The following is a 22,890-nucleotide window of genomic DNA, read 5'->3' on the forward strand; positions in this document are numbered from 1 at the left end:
TCGGCACTCACGGCGGCCACGTGTTCCGGGGCGCAAGCATACAAGCAGTGTGCAGAGGCTGCAGCAACAGAGTGTGCAGCGCTAGGGGGCGGGTGCAGCGGGTTTGAGAATTTCCACGAGAAAATCGATGAACACGTTGATCCGGCTCGATCCGCGGTGATTGGGCAAGTACAGCGCGTTGATGCAACTGCTGGCGCTGCCGGGGTTGACCTCGTAGTGCTCAAGCAAGCGCGTCAGGCGCCCGGCGGCGACATCGTCGCGCACCAGCCAGTCGGCCAGCAGCGTCACCCCGCCACCGCCAATCGCGGCTTCACGCAGGATGTCGGCGTTGTTGCTTTGCAGGCGGCCCTGGACGTTGAGCTGGATCGGCTCTTCGTCGCCCTGAAAGGTCCAGTGATGATGGCTGCCGCCGTAATCGAAACGCAGGCATTGGTGCTCGAGCAGATCCCGCGGATGCTCCAGCACGCCGCTGCGCGCCAGGTAATCCGGGCTGGCGACGACCCAGCGCTGGAAGTGCCCGACGCGTTTGCTGACGATGTCTTCGCTGACCACCGTCGAGCCGAGCCGCACTGAAACGTCGATCTGCTCGCTGAGCAAATCGCTGACCTGATCGCTCAGCGACAGGCTGATCTCAAGCCCCGGATGGCGCTCGAGCAAGCGGCTCAGGTGCGGCGCGATCAGTCGGCGGCCAAATTCCACCGGCACGCTGATGCGCAACCGGCCCTGAGCCTCGCTGCCACGATCGGCGACCACCGCATCGGCTTCGTCGATGGCATCGAGAATGGCCACGGCCTTCTCGAAATAGGTCTGCCCGGCGACAGTCACACTGGTATTGCGTGTGGTTCGGTTGAGCAGGCTGGCGCCCAACTCGTTTTCCAGCCCCGCCACTTGCCGTGTCACCGAAGACGTCGAAATCCCAAGCTTGCGCGCCGCCGAGGAATAGCCCCCGCAGCGCACGGTTTCAACAAACATCTTCAAGGCCAGCAACTTGTCCATAAGCGGGATCCGGTGGTGAGGGAACGCCGCTGATTGTGCATCAGCGCTCGCCGGACGTCTTGTATCGTCGTGCTTGAGGGTGCTTTCTGCAGAACGCATGTTCATCGGCTCCTGAAAAAATCCGGAAATCACCCCGCCCCTTGTAGGAGTGAGCCTGCTCGCGATGGCGGTCTCTCAGTGCCATATGTATTGACTGACACTCGGCCATCGCGAGCAGGCTCACCTACAATGGTTTGGTGGCGGGTCAGCGATCAGGCGGTGTACTGAAAACCCTGTGGGAGCGAGCTTGCTCGCGAAGGCGTCGGGTCAGGTTATTGATGGGCAGGCTGACGCACCGCTTTCGTGAGCAAGCTCACTCCCACAGGGTCCACGTTCTGATCACTCATCCCGTTACCGACACAATTCCCTTGTAGGAGTGAGCCTGCTCGCGAAAGCGGTGGGTCAGCCAGGAATTGGTTGACTGACACTCCGCCATCGCGAGCAGGCTCACTCCTACAGGGGGGATTTGTGGGGTTCTTTTGATTCAGGTCCGCTCAGCCGTGCGCCCCAGGAACAACGCCAGCGCCAGTGCCGGCAGCACCGCCACGGCGACGGCCGAGAGGTTCCAGCCGAAGTGTTCGTACAGCGGGCTGGCGACCAGTGAGCCGAGGGCGCCGCCGACAAAAATGCTGGTCATGTACACCGCATTCAGACGGGCGCGGCTGTGCGGGTCGAGGGCGTAGACCTCGCGCTGGCCGAGGACCATGTTCAGTTGTACGGCAAAGTCCAGCAGCACCGCACACACCACCAGCCACACATAACCACTGCCCGGCAGCGCGGCGATCAACAGCGACAGCGGCGCCAGCAGCAACGCCACCAGGGTACCGCGACGACCGTGCCCGGCATCGGCCAGGCGTCCGGCAATCGGCGCGGCAATCGCACCCACTGCACCAACCAACGCGAAGATTGCCACCTGTGCCTGGCTGAAACCGTGATGACGCATCAGCTCAATCGGCGCAAGGGTCCAGAACAGGCTGAAACTGGCAAACAGCAAGCCTTGATACAGCGAACGCTGACGCAACACCGGAAAGCGCCGAGCCAGGGCAAACACTGAACCAATCAACGCGACGTAAGTGGCTTTGTGCGTCGGCACCCGACGCGGCAATGCCACGGCGGTAATCAACGCGATCACCGCCATCAGTGCCGCCGCGCTGTAAAACACCCCGCGCCAGCCGAACACTTCAACCAACAGGCTCGACAGTGGCCGCGACAGCAAAATCCCCAGCAGCAAGCCGCTCATGATATTGCCGACCACGCGGCCACGACTGGCTTCCGGGGCCAGGTGCGCGGCCAGCGGCACAAGAATCTGCACGGCGACTGAGGTCAGACCGATCAGCAAGGACAAGAGCAGAAACAGCGACGGCGAATGGGTCAGGCCAGCGCACAGCAGCGTCACGCTGGCAGCGAGAGTGAAGCCGACCACCAGACGGCGGTTCTCCATCAAATCCGCCAGCGGCACCAGCAGCAACAGGCCCAGCGCGTAACCGAATTGGGTCAGCGAGACGATCAGGCTGGCATTGGCGCTGGACAGGCCGATCTGCGGCGCGATCAGCTCGACGATGGGCTGCGCGTAATACAGGTTGGCGACGACCGCGCCGCAGCAGAAGGCCAGAAACGCGACCATCAGGCCGGAGAGTGAAGCAGGCTGTTCGGCCGGGGCCGCAACGGCAGGGTTGCCCGTAAGCATGGTGACACCTCGTTGAGTTCGGGAAAGTGGTGCCAAGGCTACGGTCACCCGGCGGCGGCGAGAATCCGTGCCAGGGACAACGCACTGATGCGTCGAGCGCAACGTTGCTTCTGGCGCAACGCGCTGTTGCGCAGGCCGGTGATTCTCCGCCGCAAGCGTCTTCACTACGCTTTGGCCCTGGCGCAGACCTCCGCATCGGCGCCCTTCCCCGGCTGCTACAAGGAGCGTTTCCATGACCCGCACTTCACTCGTCCTGCCACTGCCCGCCGCGTTTTCCTGCCGACCATGAACAGTCATTTGCTCAAATCCAGAACCCTGTGGATCAGCGTGGCTGTGCTCGCGGTCATCGGCCTGGTCGTCGCCGTCGCGCTGATGTGGCGCCCGGCAATCGCACCGATCAAACGACCAACGTCATTCGATAATGCGCAGTTGCAACGCGGCGCACGGGTGGTCGAGGCCGGCGACTGCGCGGTCTGCCATACCCGGCCCGGCGGCGAATACCTGGCCGGCGGGCTGCCGCTGGTGACGCCGTTCGGCACGCTGTACAGCACCAACATCACCCCGGATGCGCAGACCGGCATCGGCGAGTGGTCTTTGCCGGCATTTGAACGGGCGATGCGCGAAGGCATTGCCCGCGACGGCCACTTTCTCTATCCGGCCTTTCCCTATGTGCACTACCGGCGCATGAGCGCAGCGGACATCGCCGACGCCTACGCCTACCTGATGAGCGGCCCCGCCGTAAACGCGCCCGCCAAGCAGAATCAGATGAACTTCCCCATGAACATCCGCCCGCTGGTGTCGTTCTGGAATTTGCTGTTTCTGCATGGCGAGCCACTGACTCCACTGGCCGAACACAGCGCGGCATGGAATCGCGGACGCTACCTGGTCGACGGCCCGGGCCACTGCGCCGGCTGCCATTCGCCGCTGAACCTGATCGGCGCGGAAAAAACCTCGGATTATCTGCACGGCGGCAGCGTCGATGGCTGGGAGGCCCCGTCGCTGGTCGGCCTCGGCCAACGCGCCAATCCATGGAATCGCGAGCAATTGGTCGGCTATCTGCGCGCCGACGTCGTCGATGGCCACGGCACACCCGCCGGCCCGATGCGTCCGGTCAGCCTGAGTCTGGCGCGCTTGCCGGCCAGTGAAGCCGAGGCAATTGCCGACTACCTGCTGAGCCTGCAAAACCCGCCCGCAGTCAAGGAAACCACGCCGCAAAAGCCAAGCAATCCAACGGATCACAGCAGCGGCGCCCTGCTCTTCAGCAGCGCCTGCGCCGGATGCCACGCCACCGCCGCGCCGATGCGCGAAATCGACGGACGCCCCGGTCTGCAAAATACCTCGGCCCTGCAAGCGGCCAGTTCGCGCAATTTTCTCAAGACCGTGCTTGAAGGCGTGCCCGCCATTCCCGGCGCCCCCGGTCCGGTGATGCCGCCGTTCGCCGCCAGCCTCGACAACGCCCAGCTCGGTGCACTCGCCGCGTATCTGCGCGAGCAAGCCAGACCCGATCAGCCGTGGGCCGACCTTTCTTCCACTATTGAAGCGTTACGTCAGGAGACGAAATGAGCCAGATCACTCTTACCGTCAATGGAGCCGCCCAAGCGCTGGAGCTGGAACCGGACATGCCGCTGCTCTATGCGTTGCGCAATCACTTGAACCTCAACGGCGCCAAGTATGGCTGCGGCCTCGGCCAGTGCGGCGCGTGCACGGTGATCGTCGACGACAAACCAGTGTTCGCCTGTCTCACGCCCTGCGCAGGCCTTGAAGGGAAAAAGATCCGCACCGTCGAAAGCCTCGGCAGCGCCGAAAAACCCGGCCCGCTGCAAGCAGCGTTCATCGACAAGCAGGCGGCGCAATGCGGTTACTGCATCGCTGGCATGCTGATGCGCGCACAGTCGTTGCTTGAACGCGATCCGCATCCGGACGAGCAAACCATCCGCGAGCACATGGCCGGCAATCTGTGCCGCTGCGGCACGCACTTGCGCATCATCGAGGCGATCAAACAGGTGGCCGGACACGACGGGAGCCTGACATGAACGAAGCAAACGGCTTGAACCCCAGCCGCCGGGCGTTCCTGCGCGGCGGCGCGTTGCTCATGGCTTTCACCCTGATGCCAGTGGCGCGACGGGCCTTGGCCGACACCGAAGTCGACACCCTCGGCACCGTGGTGCTGGCCCCCGATCTGCCCGGCAGTCTGCGCACCAACCCTTACCTCGACGCGTGGATTCGCATCGGCGCCGATGGCATCACCGTGTACACCGGCAAAGTCGAACTGGGCACCGGGGTGAAAACCGCATTGCTGCAAATCGCTGCCGAGCGTTTGCAGGTGCCGGCCAGCGCCGTCAATTTGCTCACTGCCGACACCGCGCTGACGCCCAACGAAGGCTACACCGCCGGCAGCCACAGCATTTTCGACAGCGGCACCGCGCTGTACAACGCCGCCGCGCAGGTGCGGGAAATGCTCGTCGATGCCGCCGCGCGCAGTTGGCAAGTCGACGCTGCGCAACTGAGCACTCGCGACGGCATTATCGAAGGCCCGAGCGGGCAACGCATGGCGTACGCCGACGCGGTCAGGCATGTCGATGTGCACCAATACGCCAAGGCGCAATCACCGGCGATGGCGGCGGCCGACTTCAAGCTGATCGGGCACAACCTGCCGCGTCTGGACATTCCGGCCAAGGTCAGCGGTGGCGCGGCGTTCGTGCAGGACATGCGCCTGCCGGGCATGCTGCACGCGCGAGTGATTCGCCCGCCGCGCCCCGGCTGCACGCTGCAGGCGTTCGATACGGCATCGATTGAAGCGCTCAGCGGCGTGATCAAAGTGATCCGCGACGGCAACTATCTGGCCGTGGTCGCCCGTGATGAATGGCAAGCGATCAAGGCCATGCGCGCCGGTATGGAGGGTGCCAAGTGGAGCGGCGGCGAGGCAATTCCCGAAGCCGCCGGGATTCACGATTTGCTCAAGCAATTGCCCTCCAAGCGCTACCCGATCAGCAATAACGGCAATCCCGGCGGCGCGAGCGAGACACGCTTCAAGGCGCGGGTGACCAAGCAATATCTGATGCACGGCTCGATCGGCCCGTCCTGCGCGGTGGCCTGGTTCAACGATGGCCTGCTCACGGTCTGGACTCACACCCAGGGCGTCTATCCGCTGCGCGCCGGCATCGCTGAAATGCTTCGTCTACCGCCGGAACGTGTGCGCTGCATCCATACCGAAGGCTCGGGCTGCTATGGCCACAACGGCGCCGATGATGCCGCCGCCGATGCCGCATTGATCGCCATGCGCCTGCCGGGCACGCCGGTGCGCGTGCAATGGATGCGCGAGCAGGAAAATCTCTGGGAGCCGTACAGTTCGGCGATGGTCACCGAGGTCGACGCCGGCCTCAGTCACGGCCGTTTGCAGGACTGGAATTACGAACTGTGGACCACGCCGCACAATGAACGCATCGTCAATGCCGGTCGCCTGCTGCCGGCACGCTTGCTGGCCAAACCCTTCGCCTCGGCGCCCTCGGTGCCGATCGCCCAGCCCGAAGGTGACGGCGATCGCAACGCAGTGCCGCTCTACGAACTGGGCGCGACGCGGATCAACATGAACTTCGTCACGACGATGCCCTTTCGCACGTCGGCCATGCGTTCGCTCGGCGCGCACATCAATATCTTCGCCATCGAGGCGAGTATCGATGAATTGGCGATCCAGAGCGGGCTTGATCCAGTGGCGTTGCGCCTGGCCCATCTGAGCGATCCGCGTGCGCGCGCCGTGATCGAGCGCGTGCGTGACGAAATCGGCTGGCCACACAAGAGCAGCGAGCCCGGCGGTGGTATCGGTTTTGCCTTCGCCCGCTACAAGAACATCATGGGTTACTGCGCCCTCGCGGTGAAACTGCGGGTGCATCCGCAGACCGGCGAGATCCGTATCGATCATGTGGTGACGGCGGTCGACGTCGGCCAGATCGTCAGCCCAGATGGCCTGCGCAATCAGGTCGAGGGCGGCATCGTCCAGTCGGCGAGCTGGACGCTCTACGAAAAAGTCGCCTACGACGCCGGCGGCATTCGCAGCTACGACTGGAGCGGTTATCCGATCCTGCGCTTTACGCAATTGCCGAAAAAAGTCGATGTGCACCTGCTCGATCAACCGGGCGAACCTTTCCTCGGTGCTGCCGAAATCGTCCAAGGGCCAATGGCTGCTGCCCTCGGCAACGCGGTCAGCAATGCCACCGGCCGGCGCTGGCTGAACCTGCCGCTGACCCGCTCCACCCCACCCGCCTGAACCTTGCCCGCGCTCGTCATGGATGAGCGCGGGAGCCGTTGCGTTGCGCGCAAAACTGCTTAGCGCCGGCCACGGATTATCAGCCCCGCCACCCCCGGTTAAGTTAGCTGCACAGCACGCGGCACCTGGCTGCCGCGCTTGAACCCTACTCATCGAAATCCGGAGCTACCCATGACCCGTCGCCTGTTCCAACCGATCGCCCTTGGCCCTTACACCCTTGCCCACCGCGTAGCGATGGCGCCCCTGACGCGCTCTCGCGCGGGTCAACCGGGCGATGTTCCGACCGCGATGAACGCCGAGTACTACCGCCAACGTGCCAGTGCCGCGCTGATCATCACCGAGGCCACGCAGATTTCCCAACAGGGCCAGGGCTATGCGTGGACGCCGGGGATCTACACCGATGCTCAAGTCCAGGCTTGGCGTGAAGTCAGCACGGCGGTGCACGCGGCCCATGGCCTGATCTTCATGCAGCTGTGGCATGTCGGCCGGGTCTCGCATCCGAGCTTCCAGCCTGACGCCGGTTTGCCGGTGGCTCCGAGCGCCCTGCCAGTGCCGGGCAAGACCTTTATCGTTGATGAACAAGGCAACGGCGTATGGGGTGATGTGCCGGTGCCGCGCGCCCTCGAAACAGCGGAAATCGCCGCCATCGTCGAAGACTATCGCCGCGCCGCGCGCAACGCGTTGAACGCTGGCATGGACGGCGTGGAGATCCATGCCGGTAACGGTTATCTGCTCGATCAATTCCTCAACAGCAACAGCAATCAGCGCAACGACGCCTATGGCGGCAGCGTGGAAAACCGTGCGCGCTTTCTGCTGGAAGTGGTCGCCGCCGTCGCTGACGAAGTCGGTGCCGAACGCGTCGGCGTGCGCCTGACGCCGATGGGTCGCTTCATGGGCATGGGCGATGACACGCCCGAAGCGACCTTCGGTTATCTGGTCGAAGCGCTCAATCAGTGGAATCTGGCGTATCTGCACCTGGTCGAGCCGGCCATGGTCGGCACGGTCAAGGACGAAAACTTCGACCCGCGCTGGGACGCGATCATCGCCCAGTTACGCCAGACCTGGAACGGCGTGCTGATCCTCGCCGGCGGTTACGACGCCGACACCGCCGAACAGGCGCTTAGCGCCAATCGCGCCGACATCATTGCCTTTGGCCGGCCATTCCTGGCCAACCCGGACCTGCCACGTCGGTTGCACGATGGCCTTGAGCTGAATACACCGGATCCGAGCAGTTTTTTCGGCGGCGATCAGCGCGGTTACGTCGATTACCCGTTCCACGCCTGAGGTCTGCGCTTCATAACTTTTAAGGTTTGTTTAAGGACTTTAAATGTCGCCGGCGGCCAGACTTTGCCCATCGATCAGGAGAGCCGCCATGAACCCGCAATCGGTGAAGTCAGACCATCCCTGCCACCTCGCGCGCCCCTTGGGCGCGCTGTCCGGCTGGCAGGAACGCCGCGCCAAGGCCTATATGCTGCGCGACCTGAGCCGCAGCCTGCGCGTCAGCGAAATTGCCGAGCATTGCAATCTGTCGCGCAGCCATTTCTCCCGGGCGTTCAAGATCGTGACTGGCTGCTCGCCGCAGGAATGGATGCTGAAGATGAAGATCGACAAGGCCAAGGGGTTGCTGCTGACCTCAATGGCGATTACCGACATTGTTTACGAATGTGGGTTTTCCGATCACTCGCACTTCACGCGCACGTTTGGACGCCTGGTGGGAATGCCGCCGAAGGTCTGGCGACAGGCGATGTGCGGGGCGCGGGTGGCGGTGGTTGAGGCGGATGTCTGGCGGCTCAGCGATGGGCTGCTCAACTCGACGATGGGCACGCGGTTGACGGAACTGCGGCCTTGAGTCGAATTCCAAAGAGTTTTGTTCACTCCTCCCTTTTGGCCGCGATTTTCGCGGCTTTTTTTTGTGGTTGAGCGCTGGCGGTCGACGTTGGTACCGCGGTGACTCCACCCCTCACCCCAGCCCTCTCCCCTGGGAGAGGGAGCCGATTTTGGCGCGCTTAACCATTGGTGTTCGGCTGGGGAGCCGATTTGTGGGCTTTTCGAAACCAGAGATCAACTCGGTATCGCACGTCGGCGTATCTCGACCAAACACCTCGGTCAGTTCCCTCTCCCTCCGGGAGAGGGTTAGGGTGAGGGGCTTTTGATCCTGGCGTCTGGCGCCAGCGGCAGTCTGAAACAGATCCGCGCCCCCTCTTCGCTGTCCTCCACGCGCAGCGTCCCGCCATGGGCGCCGATCACCGTTCGGCAAATCGCCAGGCCCATGCCCATGCCGCTGCCCTTGGTGGTGAAGAACGCATCGAAAATCTCCTCGCGTTGATGCTCGGCAATCCCCGGACCGTTGTCCTGAACAGACACACAGACCTGCCCATCGGCTACCGTCGACTCGATAACCAGGCGCCCATCCACAACACCCTGCCCAGCCATCGCCTCCAACGCGTTGACGATCAGGTTGTAAATCACCTGCTGGATCTGCACGCGATCCGCCAATACGGCCTCAGCAGCACTGAGTCGAGTGTGCAAGCTCACCCTGCGATTGTGCAAATCACTGGCCGTCAGTTGCACAACCTCGTCAATCAAGCCGTCAATCGATAGCGGCAGCCGTTGCAGTGGCGCCTGTTTGGCCAAGGCGCGCAAGGCCTGGACAATCTCGGTGGCTCGGGCGCTGTCGGCGCGGATGTCCTCCAGCCCCTGGATCGCTTCGTCGAGATCCGGTGTGTCGCGCTTGAGCCAGCGCAGGCTGGCCGACGCGTTCGATGAAATCCCCAGCAATGGCTGGCTGATTTCGTGGGCGATCGAGGCCGACAATTCGCCCATCATTTTAAGGTGCGAGTTACGCGCCAGTTCGGCCCGCGAGCTGCGCAAGTCAGCCTCCATCTGCGCCCGCAGGCGGTTGTCTTCGACCAGTTGCGCGTACAACCGCGCGGTCTGCAGCGATACCGCTGCCTGCGAGGCGAGGATTTCCAGCATGGTCAGGCGTTCGGCGCTGAACAGCTTTGGCACCAGGCTGTTTTCCAGATACACCAGACCAATCAGCGCACCTTGCTTGAGCAACGGCAGGCACATCATCGAGCGCGTCTGCCGTTGTTGCAGATCAGCGCTGCAGGCTTGCGGGCACTCGGCGCGGGCATCGTCGAGCACCATCGGCGTGCGCGTGCGCATGGTCGAATTGAGCACTGAAACCGGGGCGATCTGCTCAAGCGAGCGCTCATTGTCCTGGCTGACCCGCACGTTCCCCGCCTCGACGTGCGCGGCAGCGGCCAGTTGCAACTCACCGTCGGCGACCAACAACAGCGCACCCCGATCGGCGCCGGCCTGAATCATCAAGTGATTCATCAAGGTTTCCACCAGCCGATCGAGCAGCACTTCTTGCGAGACCGCGCGTGCCGCTTCGATGCCGACCTCCAGATCAAGGCGCACCCGCGTCACCGGCGCTACGGTTTCCAGCGAATGCTCGCGGGCCAGGAACGGGTGTAGCGCTTCGAGTTGGCCGGCCTTGGCCTGCGCGCCCCACTGCACATAACAATCACGGGCGACGCGCAGGTGATGATGCGTGCCGGATACCAAGCCGCTTGCCAGGCAAACCTCGGCGAGTTGCTCGTGGGCCAGCGCTTGCTCATGGATAAACCCGGCAGCGGCCGCGGCGATTTGCGCCTGGTCAAAGCAGCGAATGGCGACCAGGCCTTCCCCGCGCACACGGGCCATGGCGCCTTCGATCAGCAGCAGTTTATTGCTGAAGGTCGAAGGATTGAGTTCAGTCCATCGCAGGAACCGCTGACGTTGCTGCTCCAGTTTCTGCAGTTTTTCCGCCACGGAACCCGGCGCCTCGGGGCTGGCCAGCGTCAGGCTGTAGAACAGGTAGTAATGGGCCAGATCGATGTGCGCCGGCAGCGACCAGGTCAACGCCTCGGCCTCTTCGAAACGCCGCAGCGCGTAGCGCACATCGCCGAAATAGAACGCCGACATACCCGAGTACAACCCTTTCCAGAACAGTGTCGGCTGTGAAACGCGATCGCGATCCAGCGAGCCGAAGCGGTCATGCTCCACCGCATCAAGCTCTGCGATCGAACGAAGCTCAGGCCCACTGCGCAAGTCGCTGGCAAACGACTGTTGCGCCAGCAGAATGCGCTCGATGTCGATGTAGTGAAACTGCCGCACCCAGCTCAGGCCGACGTCCAGCTCATTCAGCACGTTTTGCAGCGGCTCGCCCATGAACAGCAAATCCGAGCCGATGTGGTTGCAGGCGTAGCAAGACATGCCGAGGTCGCCGCCCGCCTGACCGGATTCGAACGCGGCGAAGGCCTTCTGCCGGGCGTAGGCCATCGGTTTGGTCCACGGGCTGACCTGATCGAGCGCCACCAGCGTGCCGGTGCGCCCCGCTTCATAGCCGTGCAGATCAGTGAGTTCCAGCGCCAGTTCGGCGAAAGCGACACCATCGAGATATTCGCCATAGCGGTCGGCGATCATCACGCCGTACCAGGCAAAACCGTAGCCGCTGCTCGGCGTAGTGCCATGCAGCAAAGTCAGTTCGACCATCTTCGCCAGGTGCAGAAAGGCGATATCGTCCTGCACGAAGAATGAAGCGATCAGCGTGCTCAGCAGCTCCATCGCCACTTCGATTCGCGGCTCGTTGGCCTTGGGCAACGCCGCCAGGTCAGCGATCCGTCGTGTGCCGACCAATTGCCGAACCCGCTCGAAGGCTTCGCCCAGTTGCGCCTTCGATGGTTGCCGCTGCAGGTCGATATCGAGCAAGGCAAGACCGGCCAGCGCTTCGCTGATCGCGCCGTGATAATCGGAGTGCAAGGTGCGCAGACTGGCGCGCAGGCGATAGGTTTTCGCTCGGTCCAGTGTGGACTCGGCGTGGTTGAGGCAGTCATCGAGGCGCTGTTGCGCGCCGGGGAGATCCGCCAGCAACATCGCGCAATCGGCCGCCAGCCAGCGCGCCGCGAAGGCTTGCGGGTAGAGCTGCGTCCAGCCGCTGTCGCCGAGCAATACCTCGGCGCTGCGCAGATAATCCACGGCCTGCTCGACCGCGGCGCTAGCGCGGGCACGCTCGGCGGCTTCGACCAATAGCTGGATGAAATCGGCGCGCCGAGGTGGTTGCAGCGCGTTGATGTCGCTGCGCTGAATTTGGCTGGCAATGTCGAAGACCCGCGCCTGCCGCTGCTCGCCACAGTGATCGAGCATGGCGGCGGCAATGCGCGCATGTTCGGCGGCGCGCCCGGCCGGCGCCGTCAGGCCAGCGGCCGCTTCGAGCACGCGGTCGTGGGGAAACACCAGTTGCCCCGGCTCGCGCAGGAGAAATCCGGTACTGACCAGATAATCGACATCACGCAGCAACTGCGCCGGATCGTCCGCCAGCAGTCGCTGCAACAGCGCTTCGTCACAGCGCCCACCGACGTAACCCGCCGTGCGCAACACCTCGCGGGCACTGGCCGGCAGACGCTGCAAGCGGTGGACCATCAATTCGGCAACGTTGTCGGCGTAGCGATAGCCATTCACCTCGGCCTCACTCCACACCCAGCGCCGCGTCGTTGCATCGAAACGCAGCAGACGCTCATCCACTAGCGCCCGTGCCACCTGGCTGACGAACAACGGATTGCCGGCGGTCTTGAAATGCACGACACGGGCCAGCGCTTCGAGCTTATCGACGTCAGCATCGAGTTCTACCGCCATCAATTGCGCGACGGCCTGCGCCGACAGCGGCCCTAATGCAAGATCGCTGACTGGCAATGTCCGGGCGGTGCGCAAGTCATCACGCCAGCCGCCCGGATGCTGCGGCAACTCGCCCTCGCGATAGGCCAGAACCAGCAACAAATGCCGCGGCGGCCGGGCGATGAAAGCTTTGAGAAACGCTTGGGTCGAGTCGTCCGCCCACTGCACGTCATCGATGAACAACAGCAGCGGATGCCCCGGTTGCGCAAAGACTTCGAGCACATCGAGCAGCGCCCGATTGACCCGGTCGAGGGCATGGCGGGCCGGCATGTCCGGTAATTCGGCGGTGGCACCGATCAGCAGTTCGGCGTCCGGCGCCAGGTCCACCAGCAAGCGGCCACGACCCTTGAGGGTTTCGCTCAGTTGCGCGCCGAGGGCCTGCAAGGCCAGCGCAGGCCTGGCCAACACCTGGCTGATCAATGAGCGGAAAATCTGCGCCAGTGGCGCGAAGGGCCGGTCGTTTTGCAGCAGTTCAACCTTGCCGCTGGCCCAGTAACCGGGTGCTTGTGTGCGCAGCACTTGCTGAATCAGCGTCGACTTGCCCGCCCCCGGCGCGCCGGCGACCAGCAGCACGCGGGCGATGCCATCGCTGCGCACGCGCTGGATCTGTTCGAGCAGTTGCTTGCGTTCGTCATCACGGCCAAACAGCACAGCGCCACGCGTCGCCATCGCCCGTGCATCGAACGCACCCAGGCGGAACGCTTCGATCTGGCCCTTTTTCTGCCATTGGCGCAGGCACCAGGTCAGATCGGCGGCCAGCGATTCGATGCTCTGGTAACGCGCCTCCGGCTCCTTGGCCAGGCCTTTGAGCAGCACATGGCAAATGCCTTGCGGCAGGTCGGGGATGTATTGCGCCGGCGACAATGGCTCGACGGCAGCGTGCACATGCAACCATTGCGAGGCGTCGCGGGCGGTCAGCGGCGGGCGCCCGGTCAGGGCCTCGTAGATGATTGCCGACAGCGCATACACCTCGCTGCGTTCATCGAACCCGGCGCCGTCGCGCTGCAGCTGTTCCGGCGCCAGATAGGGCCAGTGTTCCAGACTCGGCAGTTCGGTCGCCGGGGTTTCCTGCGCCTGGGTGTGAAGGCCCATCAGCCTGACGCTGTCGTTTGCGCCGATCATCAGATGCCAAGGCAATAAAGAACCCTGTGGGAGCGAGCCTGCTCGCGAAAGCGGTGGGTCAGTCAATGGTGATGTCGGCTGGAATGACGCTTTCGCGAGCAGGCTCGCTCCCACAGGGTTTTGCGGTGTTTCCGGATGCCGAGAGTGGGCCAGCGCATTGGCGGCGGCGACGGCGATATTCAGCACGCGCCCGAGCGGCAGGCCGGCGGCGTCGACCAATCCAGCCAGCGGCGAGCCCCATTGCGGATAGACCAACACCGGGCCGTCCGCCGAACGAAGCAGCGCGAGCGGGTTGATCGCCCACTGCGAAGGCAGCTGCAAATGGAAGTCGCGCTCCAGCCGCTGGCACAGCGCCGGGCGCTGAATCGGCGCACGCACGGCGAACCATGTCTGGCCCGAGCGGCTGTCTTCAAGGGTGAACCAGGTCAGTTCATGGTCGCGACGCAGCAGGCTGAACCGGCAGTTCTCCAGCCATGCTTCATCGAGCATCGGCGCATCGATCGCGCGGGAAATTGCAGATGAGGATGGCTGGCCGGGCATACACATTCACCGCTGGAAATGGGATTCAGGCTGGTGGCGAAGTATACGCAGCGTTTTTTTGTCAGAGGGCCAGCCGCCGCGCGGATGTCCGTCTGCGGCCCCAAGATGGCCGTCCAGAGCCTTGCGCCGTGGTTTTTGACGCTATAAAAGCGCGCGACTTATCCCTCGGGATAATTGCTTTATGCCAGGCCGTCCCCTAGCGTACGAGCCTGATAACCCGGCGCCCGCGCCCTGTCCTTCTTACCGCAACGCAGAGGCCTGCATGATCCGACTCGGCCAAGCCACGATTTCCCTGGAACGGCGCGAAGCCTTTCTCGATGGCCGGCCCTTGCGCGTGGGCGGGCGGGCCTTCGAAATACTCTCAGTGCTGATGCAGGCCGACGGGCGCATCGTCAGCAAGGACGAACTGATCAATCAGGTCTGGCCGGACATCGTCGTCGAAGAGAACAATCTGCAGGTGCAGATTTCCTCGCTGCGCAAACTGCTCGGGGAAAAAGAAATCATCCAGACGGTTCCCCGTCGAGGTTACCGATTATTGAAAGACCGCGAACCCAAACTGCCAGTGTTCAATGCACTTGCCTCGGCGCCGATCGTCGCGCAGCCGCCGCCGGTCGATGCGCAATCGGTACCGGTGTTCATTGTTGACGATGAGGCCTGCGTGCGTACCGCGTTGAGCCGGTTGTTGCGCGCCGAAGGCATCGAACACCGAATCTTCCAGTCCGCTGAGGAACTGCTCGAGGCCGACATCGCCAGCGGCCCGGCGTGCCTGCTGCTCGACGTCAGCCTGCCGGAAGCCACGGGTTTGCAGTTGCAAGCGGCACTGAACGAGCGCGGCTTGCCGTGGCCGGTGATCTTCATGACCGGCCACGGCACGATTCCGATGTCGGTGCAGGCCATGAAGGCCGGCGCGGTGGAGTTTCTGACCAAGCCCTTCAATGACGATGAACTGCTCGGCATTCTGCGCAGCACGCGTCAACACGCGGCGATCGCGTTCAATCAATGGCAACGGGTTCAGCACGTGCGGCAATTGGCGGCGCAACTGACGCCGCGTGAGCGTGAGGTGCTGCCATTGATCGTCGGCGGTCTGTCGAACAAGCAGATCGCCAACCAGTTGGGCACCAGTGAAGTGACCGCCAAGGTTCATCGCAAACACATCATGGCGAAGATGCAGACCCGCTCGCTGGTCAACCTCGTCGAACTCTACGGACTGATCAGCGCTGCGCCTTCGCCTGGCCCATCGAGCCTGTCGTGAGCGGCCAGGCGGGACGCCCGACGGCGACCGAGAGCACCCGACCTACCATCGTCTGCATCGTTGATGACGACGCATCCGTGCGCAAAAGCCTGTCGAATCTGCTGCGTTCGGTCGGTTATCGCGCGCAGGTGTATGCCAGCGGTGAAGCGTTTCTCGCCGAGGCCGACTTTGCCGGGATAGCCTGCCTGCTGCTGGATCTGCGCATGCCCGGCCTGTCCGGCATCGATGTCATGCGCGCGCTGCCGCGACAGTTTCCGGTGATCTGCATGTCCGCCCATTGGGATGAGGCGGCGCTGGCCGAAACCGGGCATTACCAGGCGTTTGAGTGCCTGTGCAAACCCTTCGAGGAAGAGGTGTTGCTGGCGGCACTCGACAAGGCCCTGCGCCGCTGACGCTGGTCGATTCAGCTGTCTTGCGTGGTTTTTTCCGCCTCTTCGATGCCCGGCAACGAAGCGGTCATTTCAGCGTGACAAACCGCCAGAATCTCATCGGCCAGCGCCGAGTCGTCCGGGCAGGCCCGCGACAGCATGATCGCGCCGACCGCTCGGGCCAGCAGGTCGATCATTTTGCTTCTGCCCTCATCTTGCGGTGCGGTCGGATATTTCTCGCCCAGGATCTGCAATAAGCGCTCGATGCCCTCGGCGAAAGCTGCCTTCACATCTCCCGACTGCCGCGCCGCATCGCCGCACAGCGCCGCCATGGTGCAACCGGTGGAACGGCCGTCGCGATGGTCGCGTGAAACGTACACATCGATGAAATCCTGCACGCTCATCGCCTCGGCGCTGGCCAGCGACTGCGCCAGGCTGTTGGCCGAGGCTTCGGCCATCAGGTCGGCCTTGGAGCCGAAGTGCTTGTAAAAACCGCCGTGGGTGAAACCGGCGGCCGCCATCAGGTCAGCCACGCCGACCCCGTCATAACCGCGTTCGCGGAACATCACTGAAGCCGTTTCGACAATGTGCTCGCGATTGGCCTGAGCCTGAGCCTTGGATACGCGCATGTTGGATACCTCCAGCGCTGAAAAATCATGGCCCGATGATACATAGATGTTGGCCATAATCAAAACCGTTGACAGCTTAGATTTCGATCATCATCCTAAAAGCCCGAAATCAGTCTTCTACTGAAAAGAGCCAACACCATGACTACTCGCCCTACTGTTCTGATCACTGGCGCCTCCACCGGTATCGGCGCGGTCTACGCCGCACGTTTCGCCCAACGCGGGCACGATCTGCTGCTGGTCGCGCGTGACCAGTCGCGCCTGGACGCCCTCGCCGCCAATCTGCGTGCCGAACACAACGTCAATGTCGAAGTGCTGCAAGCCGATCTGACCCGACTCAGCGATCTGCAAACAGTCGAAGCGCGTCTGCGTGACGACGCGCGCATCGGCATCCTCGTCAACAACGCCGGCGCCGCGCAGTCTGGCACCTTCATCGAACAGAGCACCGACAGCGTGGCGCAACTGGTCGCGCTCAACACCACCGCACTGGTGCGTCTGGCCAGTGCCATCGCCCCGCGTCTGGCCAAGGCTGGCGACGGCGCGATCATCAACATCGGCTCGGTGGTGGGCCTGGCGCCGGAATTCGGCATGTCGGTGTATGGCGCGACCAAGGCGTTCGTGCTGTTCCTCTCTCAAGGCCTGAGCCTGGAGCTGTCGCCGAAAGGTGTGTATGTGCAAGCCGTGCTGCCAGCCGCGACCCGTACGGAAATCTGGGACCGCGCCGGTATCGACATCAACACGCTGACCGACATCATGGAAGTCGGCGATATGGTTGACGCTGCGCTGGTCGGTTTTGATCGTCGCGAAGTCGTGACCATCCCGCCGTTGCATGAAGGCGAACGCTGGGATGCCCTGCAAACCGCGCGGCAGGGCCTGTTGGGGCAGATTCGCCAGTCGGCCGTGGCGCCACGTTATCTGCCTCAAGCCTGACTTCAACCGGACCCGCCGACGTTGCGGCGGGTTCCTACCGACAAGAGCATCCGCAATGAAGGCATTCTTTATCGAACGCTACGGCAAGCAGAGCGGCCGGATTGGCGACGTCCCCGAACCGCTGATCGGGGAAAACGACGTGCTGATCGAGGTGCACGGCAGCAGCATCAACCCGCTCGATCTGAAGATTCGCAGCGGCGAGTTCAAGATGATCCTGCCCTATCAGATGCCTTTGATATTGGGCAACGATGTCGCCGGTGTGGTACTCAGCACAGGTGCGGCGGTCAAGCGGTTCAAGCCGGGCGATGAAGTTTATGCCCGTGCGCCTGAAAACAGGATTGGCACGTTTGCCGAATGCATTGCCGTCGACGAACAAGCGCTAGCGCTGAAACCCGCCAATCTCGACATGACCGAGGCGGCGAGCATGCCGCTGGTGGCGTTGACCGCGTGGCAGGCACTGGTCGAAGTCGCCAGGCTGCATAAGGGTCAGAAAGTGTTGATCCACGCCGGCTCCGGTGGCGTCGGCACGGTCGCCATTCAACTGGCCAAACACATTGGCGCTTTCGTCGCGACGACTACTAGCACGGCGAATGCCGAATGGGTCAAAGCGCTGGGCGCTGATGTGGTGATCGACTACAGGCAGCAGGATTTCGCTACTGAACTGCATGACTACGACGTGGTGCTTAACAGCCTCAACGGCGATGTCCTGAAGAAATCGCTGAAGGTGCTGAAACCGGGTGGGCAGCTGATTTCCCTGTCCGGGCCGCCGACTGTGCAGTTCGCCCGGGAGCAGGGGTTGTCCTGGCTGCTTGGACTGGTGATGCGTGTGCTCAGCAGCGGTATTCGGCGCAAGGCGCGCAAGCGTGGGGTGCGCTACTCATTTCTGTTCATGCGCGCCGATGGCATTCAGTTGCAGAAGATCACCGCACTGATCGAGGCTGGGGTTATCAAACCGGTGATTGACCGTATCTTTGCGTTCGATCAGATAGCTGACGCCTTGCACTACGTCGAACAAGGTCGGGCCAGGGGCAAGGTTGCCATCGCGGTCGATCCTGAAAGCCCCTCACCCTAGCCCTCTCCCAGGGGAGAGGGAACTGACCGAGTTGCATGTGCGAGTTACACCGACCTGAGATACCAAGGCGATCACAGATCTTGAAAAGCCCACAAATCAGCTCCCTCTCGCGGAGGGAGATGGAACTGAACGAGTTGAATGTGCGAGTTACACCGACCTGAGATATCAAGGCGAACACAGATCTTGAAAAGCCCACAAATCAGCTCCCTCTCCTCGGGGAGAGGGCTGGGGTGAGGGGTGAATCCAGCGCGGTGTCCAAGCATGTGCATTGCAATACCAAGCTCAATCCGCCCCTCCTGCTGAAACTTCGAGAAACCCCTCTCGACTTGCGTTTTCGTCAACCTGCACCACGCTTGATTCCCAGAAGTGCACGTTTTCATGGCAAAACTGCGGTTAACTGAATGGTTAGTTACCGCTATAATCCCGCGCTTCATTCAAACGGGACTTTCAATGTGAACCACAGTCAACGCGTCTCAGGCGTTTCAACGTTCATTCTCGTCGGCCTTGGCGTGATCATCGCCCTGCTCGGTCTGGCACTCGCAGCCGGCGGTGTGAAGCTGGTCAGCCTGGGCGGTTCCTGGTACTTCCTGGTCGGCGGTCTGGCGATGACCGTTTCCGGTGTACTGATCGCACTGAAGAAAACTGCTGGCGCCTGGCTGTTCGCCGCGTTTCTCGTGGCGACCGCGATCTGGGCGGTGGCTGACGCCGGGCTGGTGTTCTGGCCGGTGTTCTCGCGGCTGTTCATGTTCAGCGCGATCGGTATGGTCGTCGCGCTGGTCTACCCGCTGCTGGCGCGTGCCAATGGCCGAGTTGCCGGTCGCGGAGCGTATGCCGTCGCCGCTGTGCTCGCCGTCGGTGTGGCAGTTGCTGCAGGCAACATGTTCGTCGCCCATCCAACGGTTGCTGCCACTGGCACTGGCCCGGGCCTGACCCCGGTGGAGCCGGCCAAGGCGCAGAAAGACTGGGCGCACTACGGCAACACCGAAGGTGGCAGCCGCTTTGCCGCGCTCGATCAGATCAACCGCAACAACGTCGACCAGTTGAAAGTCGCGTGGACTTACCACACCGGTGACGTCGCCGAGAGCGATGGCAACGGCGCCGAAGACCAGCTCACCCCGCTGCAGGTCGGCAACAAGGTGTTCATCTGCACTCCACACAACAACCTGATCGCCCTCGATGCCGACACCGGCAAAGAGCTGTGGAAGAACGCGATCAACGCGCAATCGAAAGTCTGGCAGCGCTGCCGTGGCATGGCTTATTTCGACGCCACCGCCACCCTCGCGCAGCCGAGCAATTCTTCGATCATCGAAGCCAAACCGGCGCCGGCCGCCAACTGCCAGCGCCGTCTGCTGACCAACACCATCGATGCCCGCCTGATCGCGGTCGACGCTGACACCGGCGAGTTCTGCCAGGGTTTCGGCAACAACGGCCAGGTCGATCTGAAGGCCGGTCTGGGTGATGTTCCAGACAGCTACTATCAGTTGTCGTCCGCGCCATTGATGGCCGGCACCACCGTGGTGGTTGGCGGTCGCGTCGCCGACAACGTGCAAAGCGACATGCCCGGCGGCGTGATTCGCGGCTTTGACGTGATCACCGGCGCCATGCGCTGGGCGTTCGACCCGGGCAACCCGCAGGACCGCAACGCGCCGGCCGACGGCAGCACTTACGTGCGCAGCACACCAAACAGCTGGGCGCCGATGTCCTACGACGCGGCTACCAACACGGTGTTCCTGCCGATGGGCAGCTCGTCCACCGACATCTATGGTGTCGAGCGCAGCGAACTGGATCACAAGTACGGCGCCTCGATCCTCGCGCTGGATGCCAGCACGGGCGAAGAACGCTGGGTGTTCCAGACCGTGCACAACGATCTGTGGGACTTCGACCTGCCGATGCAGCCGAGCCTGATCGACTTCGACAAGGACGGCCAAAGCGTTCCGGCGCTGGTTATCGGCACCAAGGCCGGGCAGATCTATGTGCTTGACCGCGCCACTGGCAAGCCACTGACCGAAGTCAAAGAAGTACCGGTGAAAGCGGCGAACATCCCTAACGAGCCGTACTCGCCGACCCAGCCGAAATCCGTGGGCATGCCGCAGATCGGTGCGCAGCACCTGACCGAGTCGGACATGTGGGGCGCCACGCCGTACGACCAGTTGCTCTGCCGCATCGACTTCAAGAGCATGCGCTACGAGGGTCTGTACACCGCGCCGGGTACCGACAAATCGCTGAGCTTCCCGGGTTCGCTGGGTGGCATGAACTGGGGCAGCATCTCCACCGACCCGGTGCACGGCTTCATCTTCGTCAACGACATGCGCCTGGGTCTGTGGATTCAGATGATTCCGTCGCAGAACAAAGGCCAGGCCGCTGGCGGTGGCGAAGCGCTGAACACCGGCATGGGCGCTGTGCCGCTCAAAGGCACACCGTACGCAGTGAACAAGAACCGCTTCCTTTCGGTCGCCGGTATTCCGTGCCAGGCGCCGCCGTTCGGCACGCTGACCGCGATCGACATGAAGACCCAGAAAGTCGCGTGGCAGGTTCCGGTCGGCACTGTTGAAGACACCGGTCCCCTCGGCATCCGCATGCACTTGCCGATCAAGATCGGTCTGCCAACTCTTGGCGGCACCCTGTCGACCCAGGGCGGCCTGATCTTCATTGCCGGCACCCAGGACTTCTACCTGCGCGCCTTCAACAGCGGCAACGGTGAAGAAGTCTGGAAAGCCCGTCTGCCGGTCGGCAGCCAGGGCGGCCCGATGACGTATGTTTCGCCGAAAACCGGCAAGCAGTACATCGTTGTCACCGCTGGCGGCGCACGCCAGTCGACTGATCGTGGCGATTACGTGATGGCTTACGCCCTGCCGTAATTCGCTGCTGTACATCCACCCTCCCCCCAGCGCGCGGTGCCCAAAGCACCGCGTCGCCGTTTTAATGCGTTGAAGATTTCAGCAGGAAGGATTCACATGTCATCGGCTGTTCGCTTTTCTCGTACCAAGCTTTCCACTGGCCTGTTGCTGGGTCTGAGCTGCACCACTGCCCTACCCGCGCTGGCTGCCAGCGATTCCGATCTGCTGACCCGCAGCACCCTGACCGGTGACTGGGGCGGCTTGCGTCATCAACTGGATGCAGACGGCATCAAGTTCACTGGCGATTACAGCGGCGAAACCGCTTACAACGCCGACGGAGGCCTGCACCGCTCGGCGCGTTACTCGCAGAACATCAAGCTCGGCGTGCAGTTTGATCTGAGCAAACTCTATGGAGTCGACAATGCCGGCAAGGTGCAACTGACCATCAACGACCGTCGCGGCAACAGCGCTTCGGAAGATCTGGTGGGCAACCGCTTGCCGATTCAGGAAAACTACGGCGGTCTGTACACGCGCCTGACCGAGCTGAGTTACGAGCGCAGCCTGTTCACCCCGGCGCTGAACGTGAAGCTCGGCTACATGGCCATGGGCAACGACCTCGGCGGCCTCGACAGCGGCATCCTGTGCAACTTCATGAACGCCGGTTTCTGCGGCCATCCGCTGAACATGTCCGGCGGCACCGGCTGGACCAACTACCCCAACGCGCGCTTGGGCGTGCGGGTCAAATATGACCTGTCACCGTCCTGGCAACTGCGTGTGGCGGCGTTCAACGTCGATCCCGAGAGCAACGGCAATTCCAGCCGCGCCTGGCATCTGGGGCCGAAACACACCACCGGCACCGTCGTGCCGATCGAACTGGTGTACAAGCACGCTGGCGAGCTGCCGGGTGAGTACAAGGTCGGCTATTACTACGACAGCTCCGACGTCAAACGCATCGGCAGCGACGACGAAGTGTCCGGCCGTGGCGGGCATTATCTGCTGATCGATCAGGCGGTATGGCGTTCGCCGACCTCCGAAGGGCGCAGCCTGCATGCGTTCGGTCAGTATTCGGCGGCCAGCGAAGCAGCCTCGCCGTTCAGCAAGTGGTACGGCACCGGCGTGGTTTTGTACAAACCGTTCGAAGGCCGCCCTCGTGACACTTTGGCGCTGGGCTATGGCCGCGCCGTGCCGAACCCGCGCAGCCGTGATGTACAACAGGATGCCGCCATGGCCAATGGTGCTGCGTTCCCGAATCTGGACAGCGCCGAGCAGTTGATCGAGTTGGGCTACGGCTACCAGGCCACCCCATGGCTGACCCTGCGCCCGAACCTGCAATACATCATCGAACCGGGCGCGTTCTCGGGGCAGGACATCGACAATGCGCTGGTGGTGGGCTTGCAGGTGAAGGCTGCGCTTTAAGCCTTGTGGTGGATGCACCA

At 62.9% G+C, this 22,890-nt stretch carries 15 protein-coding genes; 11 read left to right on the forward strand and 4 right to left on the reverse strand.

The genetic code is table 11. The features are described 5' to 3' along the window. Positions 1–81: 81 nt before the first annotated feature. Positions 82–996 (reverse strand): LysR family transcriptional regulator, encoded by a 915-nt coding sequence (locus J2Y90_RS19430; RefSeq protein ID WP_253505248.1) that lies wholly within the window; start codon positions 994–996, stop codon positions 82–84. A gap of 523 nt (positions 997–1,519) precedes the next feature. Next, the gene (locus J2Y90_RS19435) at positions 1,520–2,722 is read right to left on the reverse strand and encodes an MFS transporter (protein WP_253501981.1); all 1,203 of its coding nucleotides are present in this window, start codon (positions 2,720–2,722) and stop codon (positions 1,520–1,522) included. An 87-nt stretch (positions 2,723–2,809) separates the two neighbouring features. On the opposite strand from J2Y90_RS19435, the gene J2Y90_RS19440 reads away from it, so the two are divergent. The 5 genes from J2Y90_RS19440 (at position 2,810) to J2Y90_RS19460 (ending at position 8,835) form a co-directional block, all read left to right on the forward strand. Then, positions 2,810–4,285 (forward strand): c-type cytochrome, encoded by a 1,476-nt coding sequence (locus tag J2Y90_RS19440; RefSeq protein WP_367399440.1) that lies wholly within the window; start codon positions 2,810–2,812, stop codon positions 4,283–4,285. Then, positions 4,282–4,755 carry a (2Fe-2S)-binding protein gene (locus J2Y90_RS19445; RefSeq protein ID WP_116658886.1) on the forward strand — a complete coding sequence of 158 codons (474 nt, stop codon included), beginning with the start codon at positions 4,282–4,284 and terminating at the stop codon, positions 4,753–4,755. Before J2Y90_RS19440 ends, J2Y90_RS19445 begins: the two co-directional genes overlap by 4 nt. Then, the gene (locus tag J2Y90_RS19450) at positions 4,752–6,986 is read left to right on the forward strand and encodes a xanthine dehydrogenase family protein molybdopterin-binding subunit (protein ID WP_253501984.1); all 2,235 of its coding nucleotides are present in this window, start codon (positions 4,752–4,754) and stop codon (positions 6,984–6,986) included. The genes J2Y90_RS19445 and J2Y90_RS19450 overlap by 4 nt, the downstream gene beginning before the upstream one ends. 171 nt (positions 6,987–7,157) lie before the next feature. Then, a complete protein-coding gene (locus tag J2Y90_RS19455; protein WP_253501987.1) occupies positions 7,158–8,270 on the forward strand; it encodes an alkene reductase in 1,113 nt (370 codons plus the stop codon). Between the two features lie 88 nt (positions 8,271–8,358). Beyond that, the gene (locus J2Y90_RS19460) at positions 8,359–8,835 is read left to right on the forward strand and encodes a helix-turn-helix domain-containing protein (protein ID WP_253501990.1); all 477 of its coding nucleotides are present in this window, start codon (positions 8,359–8,361) and stop codon (positions 8,833–8,835) included. 284 nt (positions 8,836–9,119) lie between these two features. On the opposite strand, the gene J2Y90_RS19465 is transcribed toward J2Y90_RS19460, so the two are convergent. Next, complete coding sequence (locus J2Y90_RS19465) at positions 9,120–14,279, reverse strand: trifunctional serine/threonine-protein kinase/ATP-binding protein/sensor histidine kinase (RefSeq protein ID WP_429462334.1); 5,160 nt, start codon at positions 14,277–14,279, stop codon at positions 9,120–9,122. A gap of 352 nt (positions 14,280–14,631) precedes the next feature. On the opposite strand from J2Y90_RS19465, the gene J2Y90_RS19470 reads away from it, so the two are divergent. Together J2Y90_RS19470 and J2Y90_RS19475 are read left to right on the forward strand one after the other, a co-directional pair. Next, positions 14,632–15,621, forward strand: coding sequence for a response regulator (locus J2Y90_RS19470; protein WP_253501996.1), 990 nt, complete (start codon positions 14,632–14,634; stop codon positions 15,619–15,621). Beyond that, positions 15,618–16,013: a response regulator transcription factor gene (locus tag J2Y90_RS19475; RefSeq protein WP_253501999.1), complete on the forward strand. Its 396-nt coding sequence runs from the start codon at positions 15,618–15,620 to the stop codon at positions 16,011–16,013. The genes J2Y90_RS19470 and J2Y90_RS19475 overlap by 4 nt, the downstream gene beginning before the upstream one ends. A gap of 11 nt (positions 16,014–16,024) precedes the next feature. Here J2Y90_RS19475 and J2Y90_RS19480 read toward each other — a convergent pair whose 3' ends face one another. After that, positions 16,025–16,618, reverse strand: a complete 594-nt coding sequence (locus tag J2Y90_RS19480) for a TetR/AcrR family transcriptional regulator (RefSeq protein ID WP_253502002.1) — start codon at positions 16,616–16,618, stop codon at positions 16,025–16,027. A gap of 138 nt (positions 16,619–16,756) precedes the next feature. Here J2Y90_RS19480 and J2Y90_RS19485 point away from each other — a divergent pair, with 138 nt between their 5' ends. The 4 genes from J2Y90_RS19485 to J2Y90_RS19500 all read left to right on the forward strand — a co-directional run bounded on the left by J2Y90_RS19485 (position 16,757) and on the right by J2Y90_RS19500 (position 22,870). After that, on the forward strand, positions 16,757–17,545 hold the full coding sequence (locus J2Y90_RS19485; protein WP_253502005.1) for an SDR family NAD(P)-dependent oxidoreductase: 789 nt from the start codon (positions 16,757–16,759) through the stop codon (positions 17,543–17,545). A gap of 55 nt (positions 17,546–17,600) precedes the next feature. Further along, positions 17,601–18,617, forward strand: coding sequence for an NADP-dependent oxidoreductase (locus J2Y90_RS19490; RefSeq protein WP_253502008.1), 1,017 nt, complete (start codon positions 17,601–17,603; stop codon positions 18,615–18,617). Positions 18,618–19,069: 452 nt separating this feature from the next. After that, entirely contained in the window at positions 19,070–21,475 is a 2,406-nt protein-coding gene (locus J2Y90_RS19495; RefSeq protein WP_141681077.1) for a glucose/quinate/shikimate family membrane-bound PQQ-dependent dehydrogenase, read from the forward strand. 96 nt (positions 21,476–21,571) lie between these two features. After that, positions 21,572–22,870: a carbohydrate porin gene (locus J2Y90_RS19500; RefSeq protein ID WP_253502011.1), complete on the forward strand. Its 1,299-nt coding sequence runs from the start codon at positions 21,572–21,574 to the stop codon at positions 22,868–22,870. The last annotated feature ends 20 nt before the right edge of the window (positions 22,871–22,890 follow it).

This window comes from Pseudomonas koreensis (genome assembly GCF_024169245.1).
Lineage (GTDB): Bacteria > Pseudomonadota > Gammaproteobacteria > Pseudomonadales > Pseudomonadaceae > Aquipseudomonas > Aquipseudomonas koreensis_F.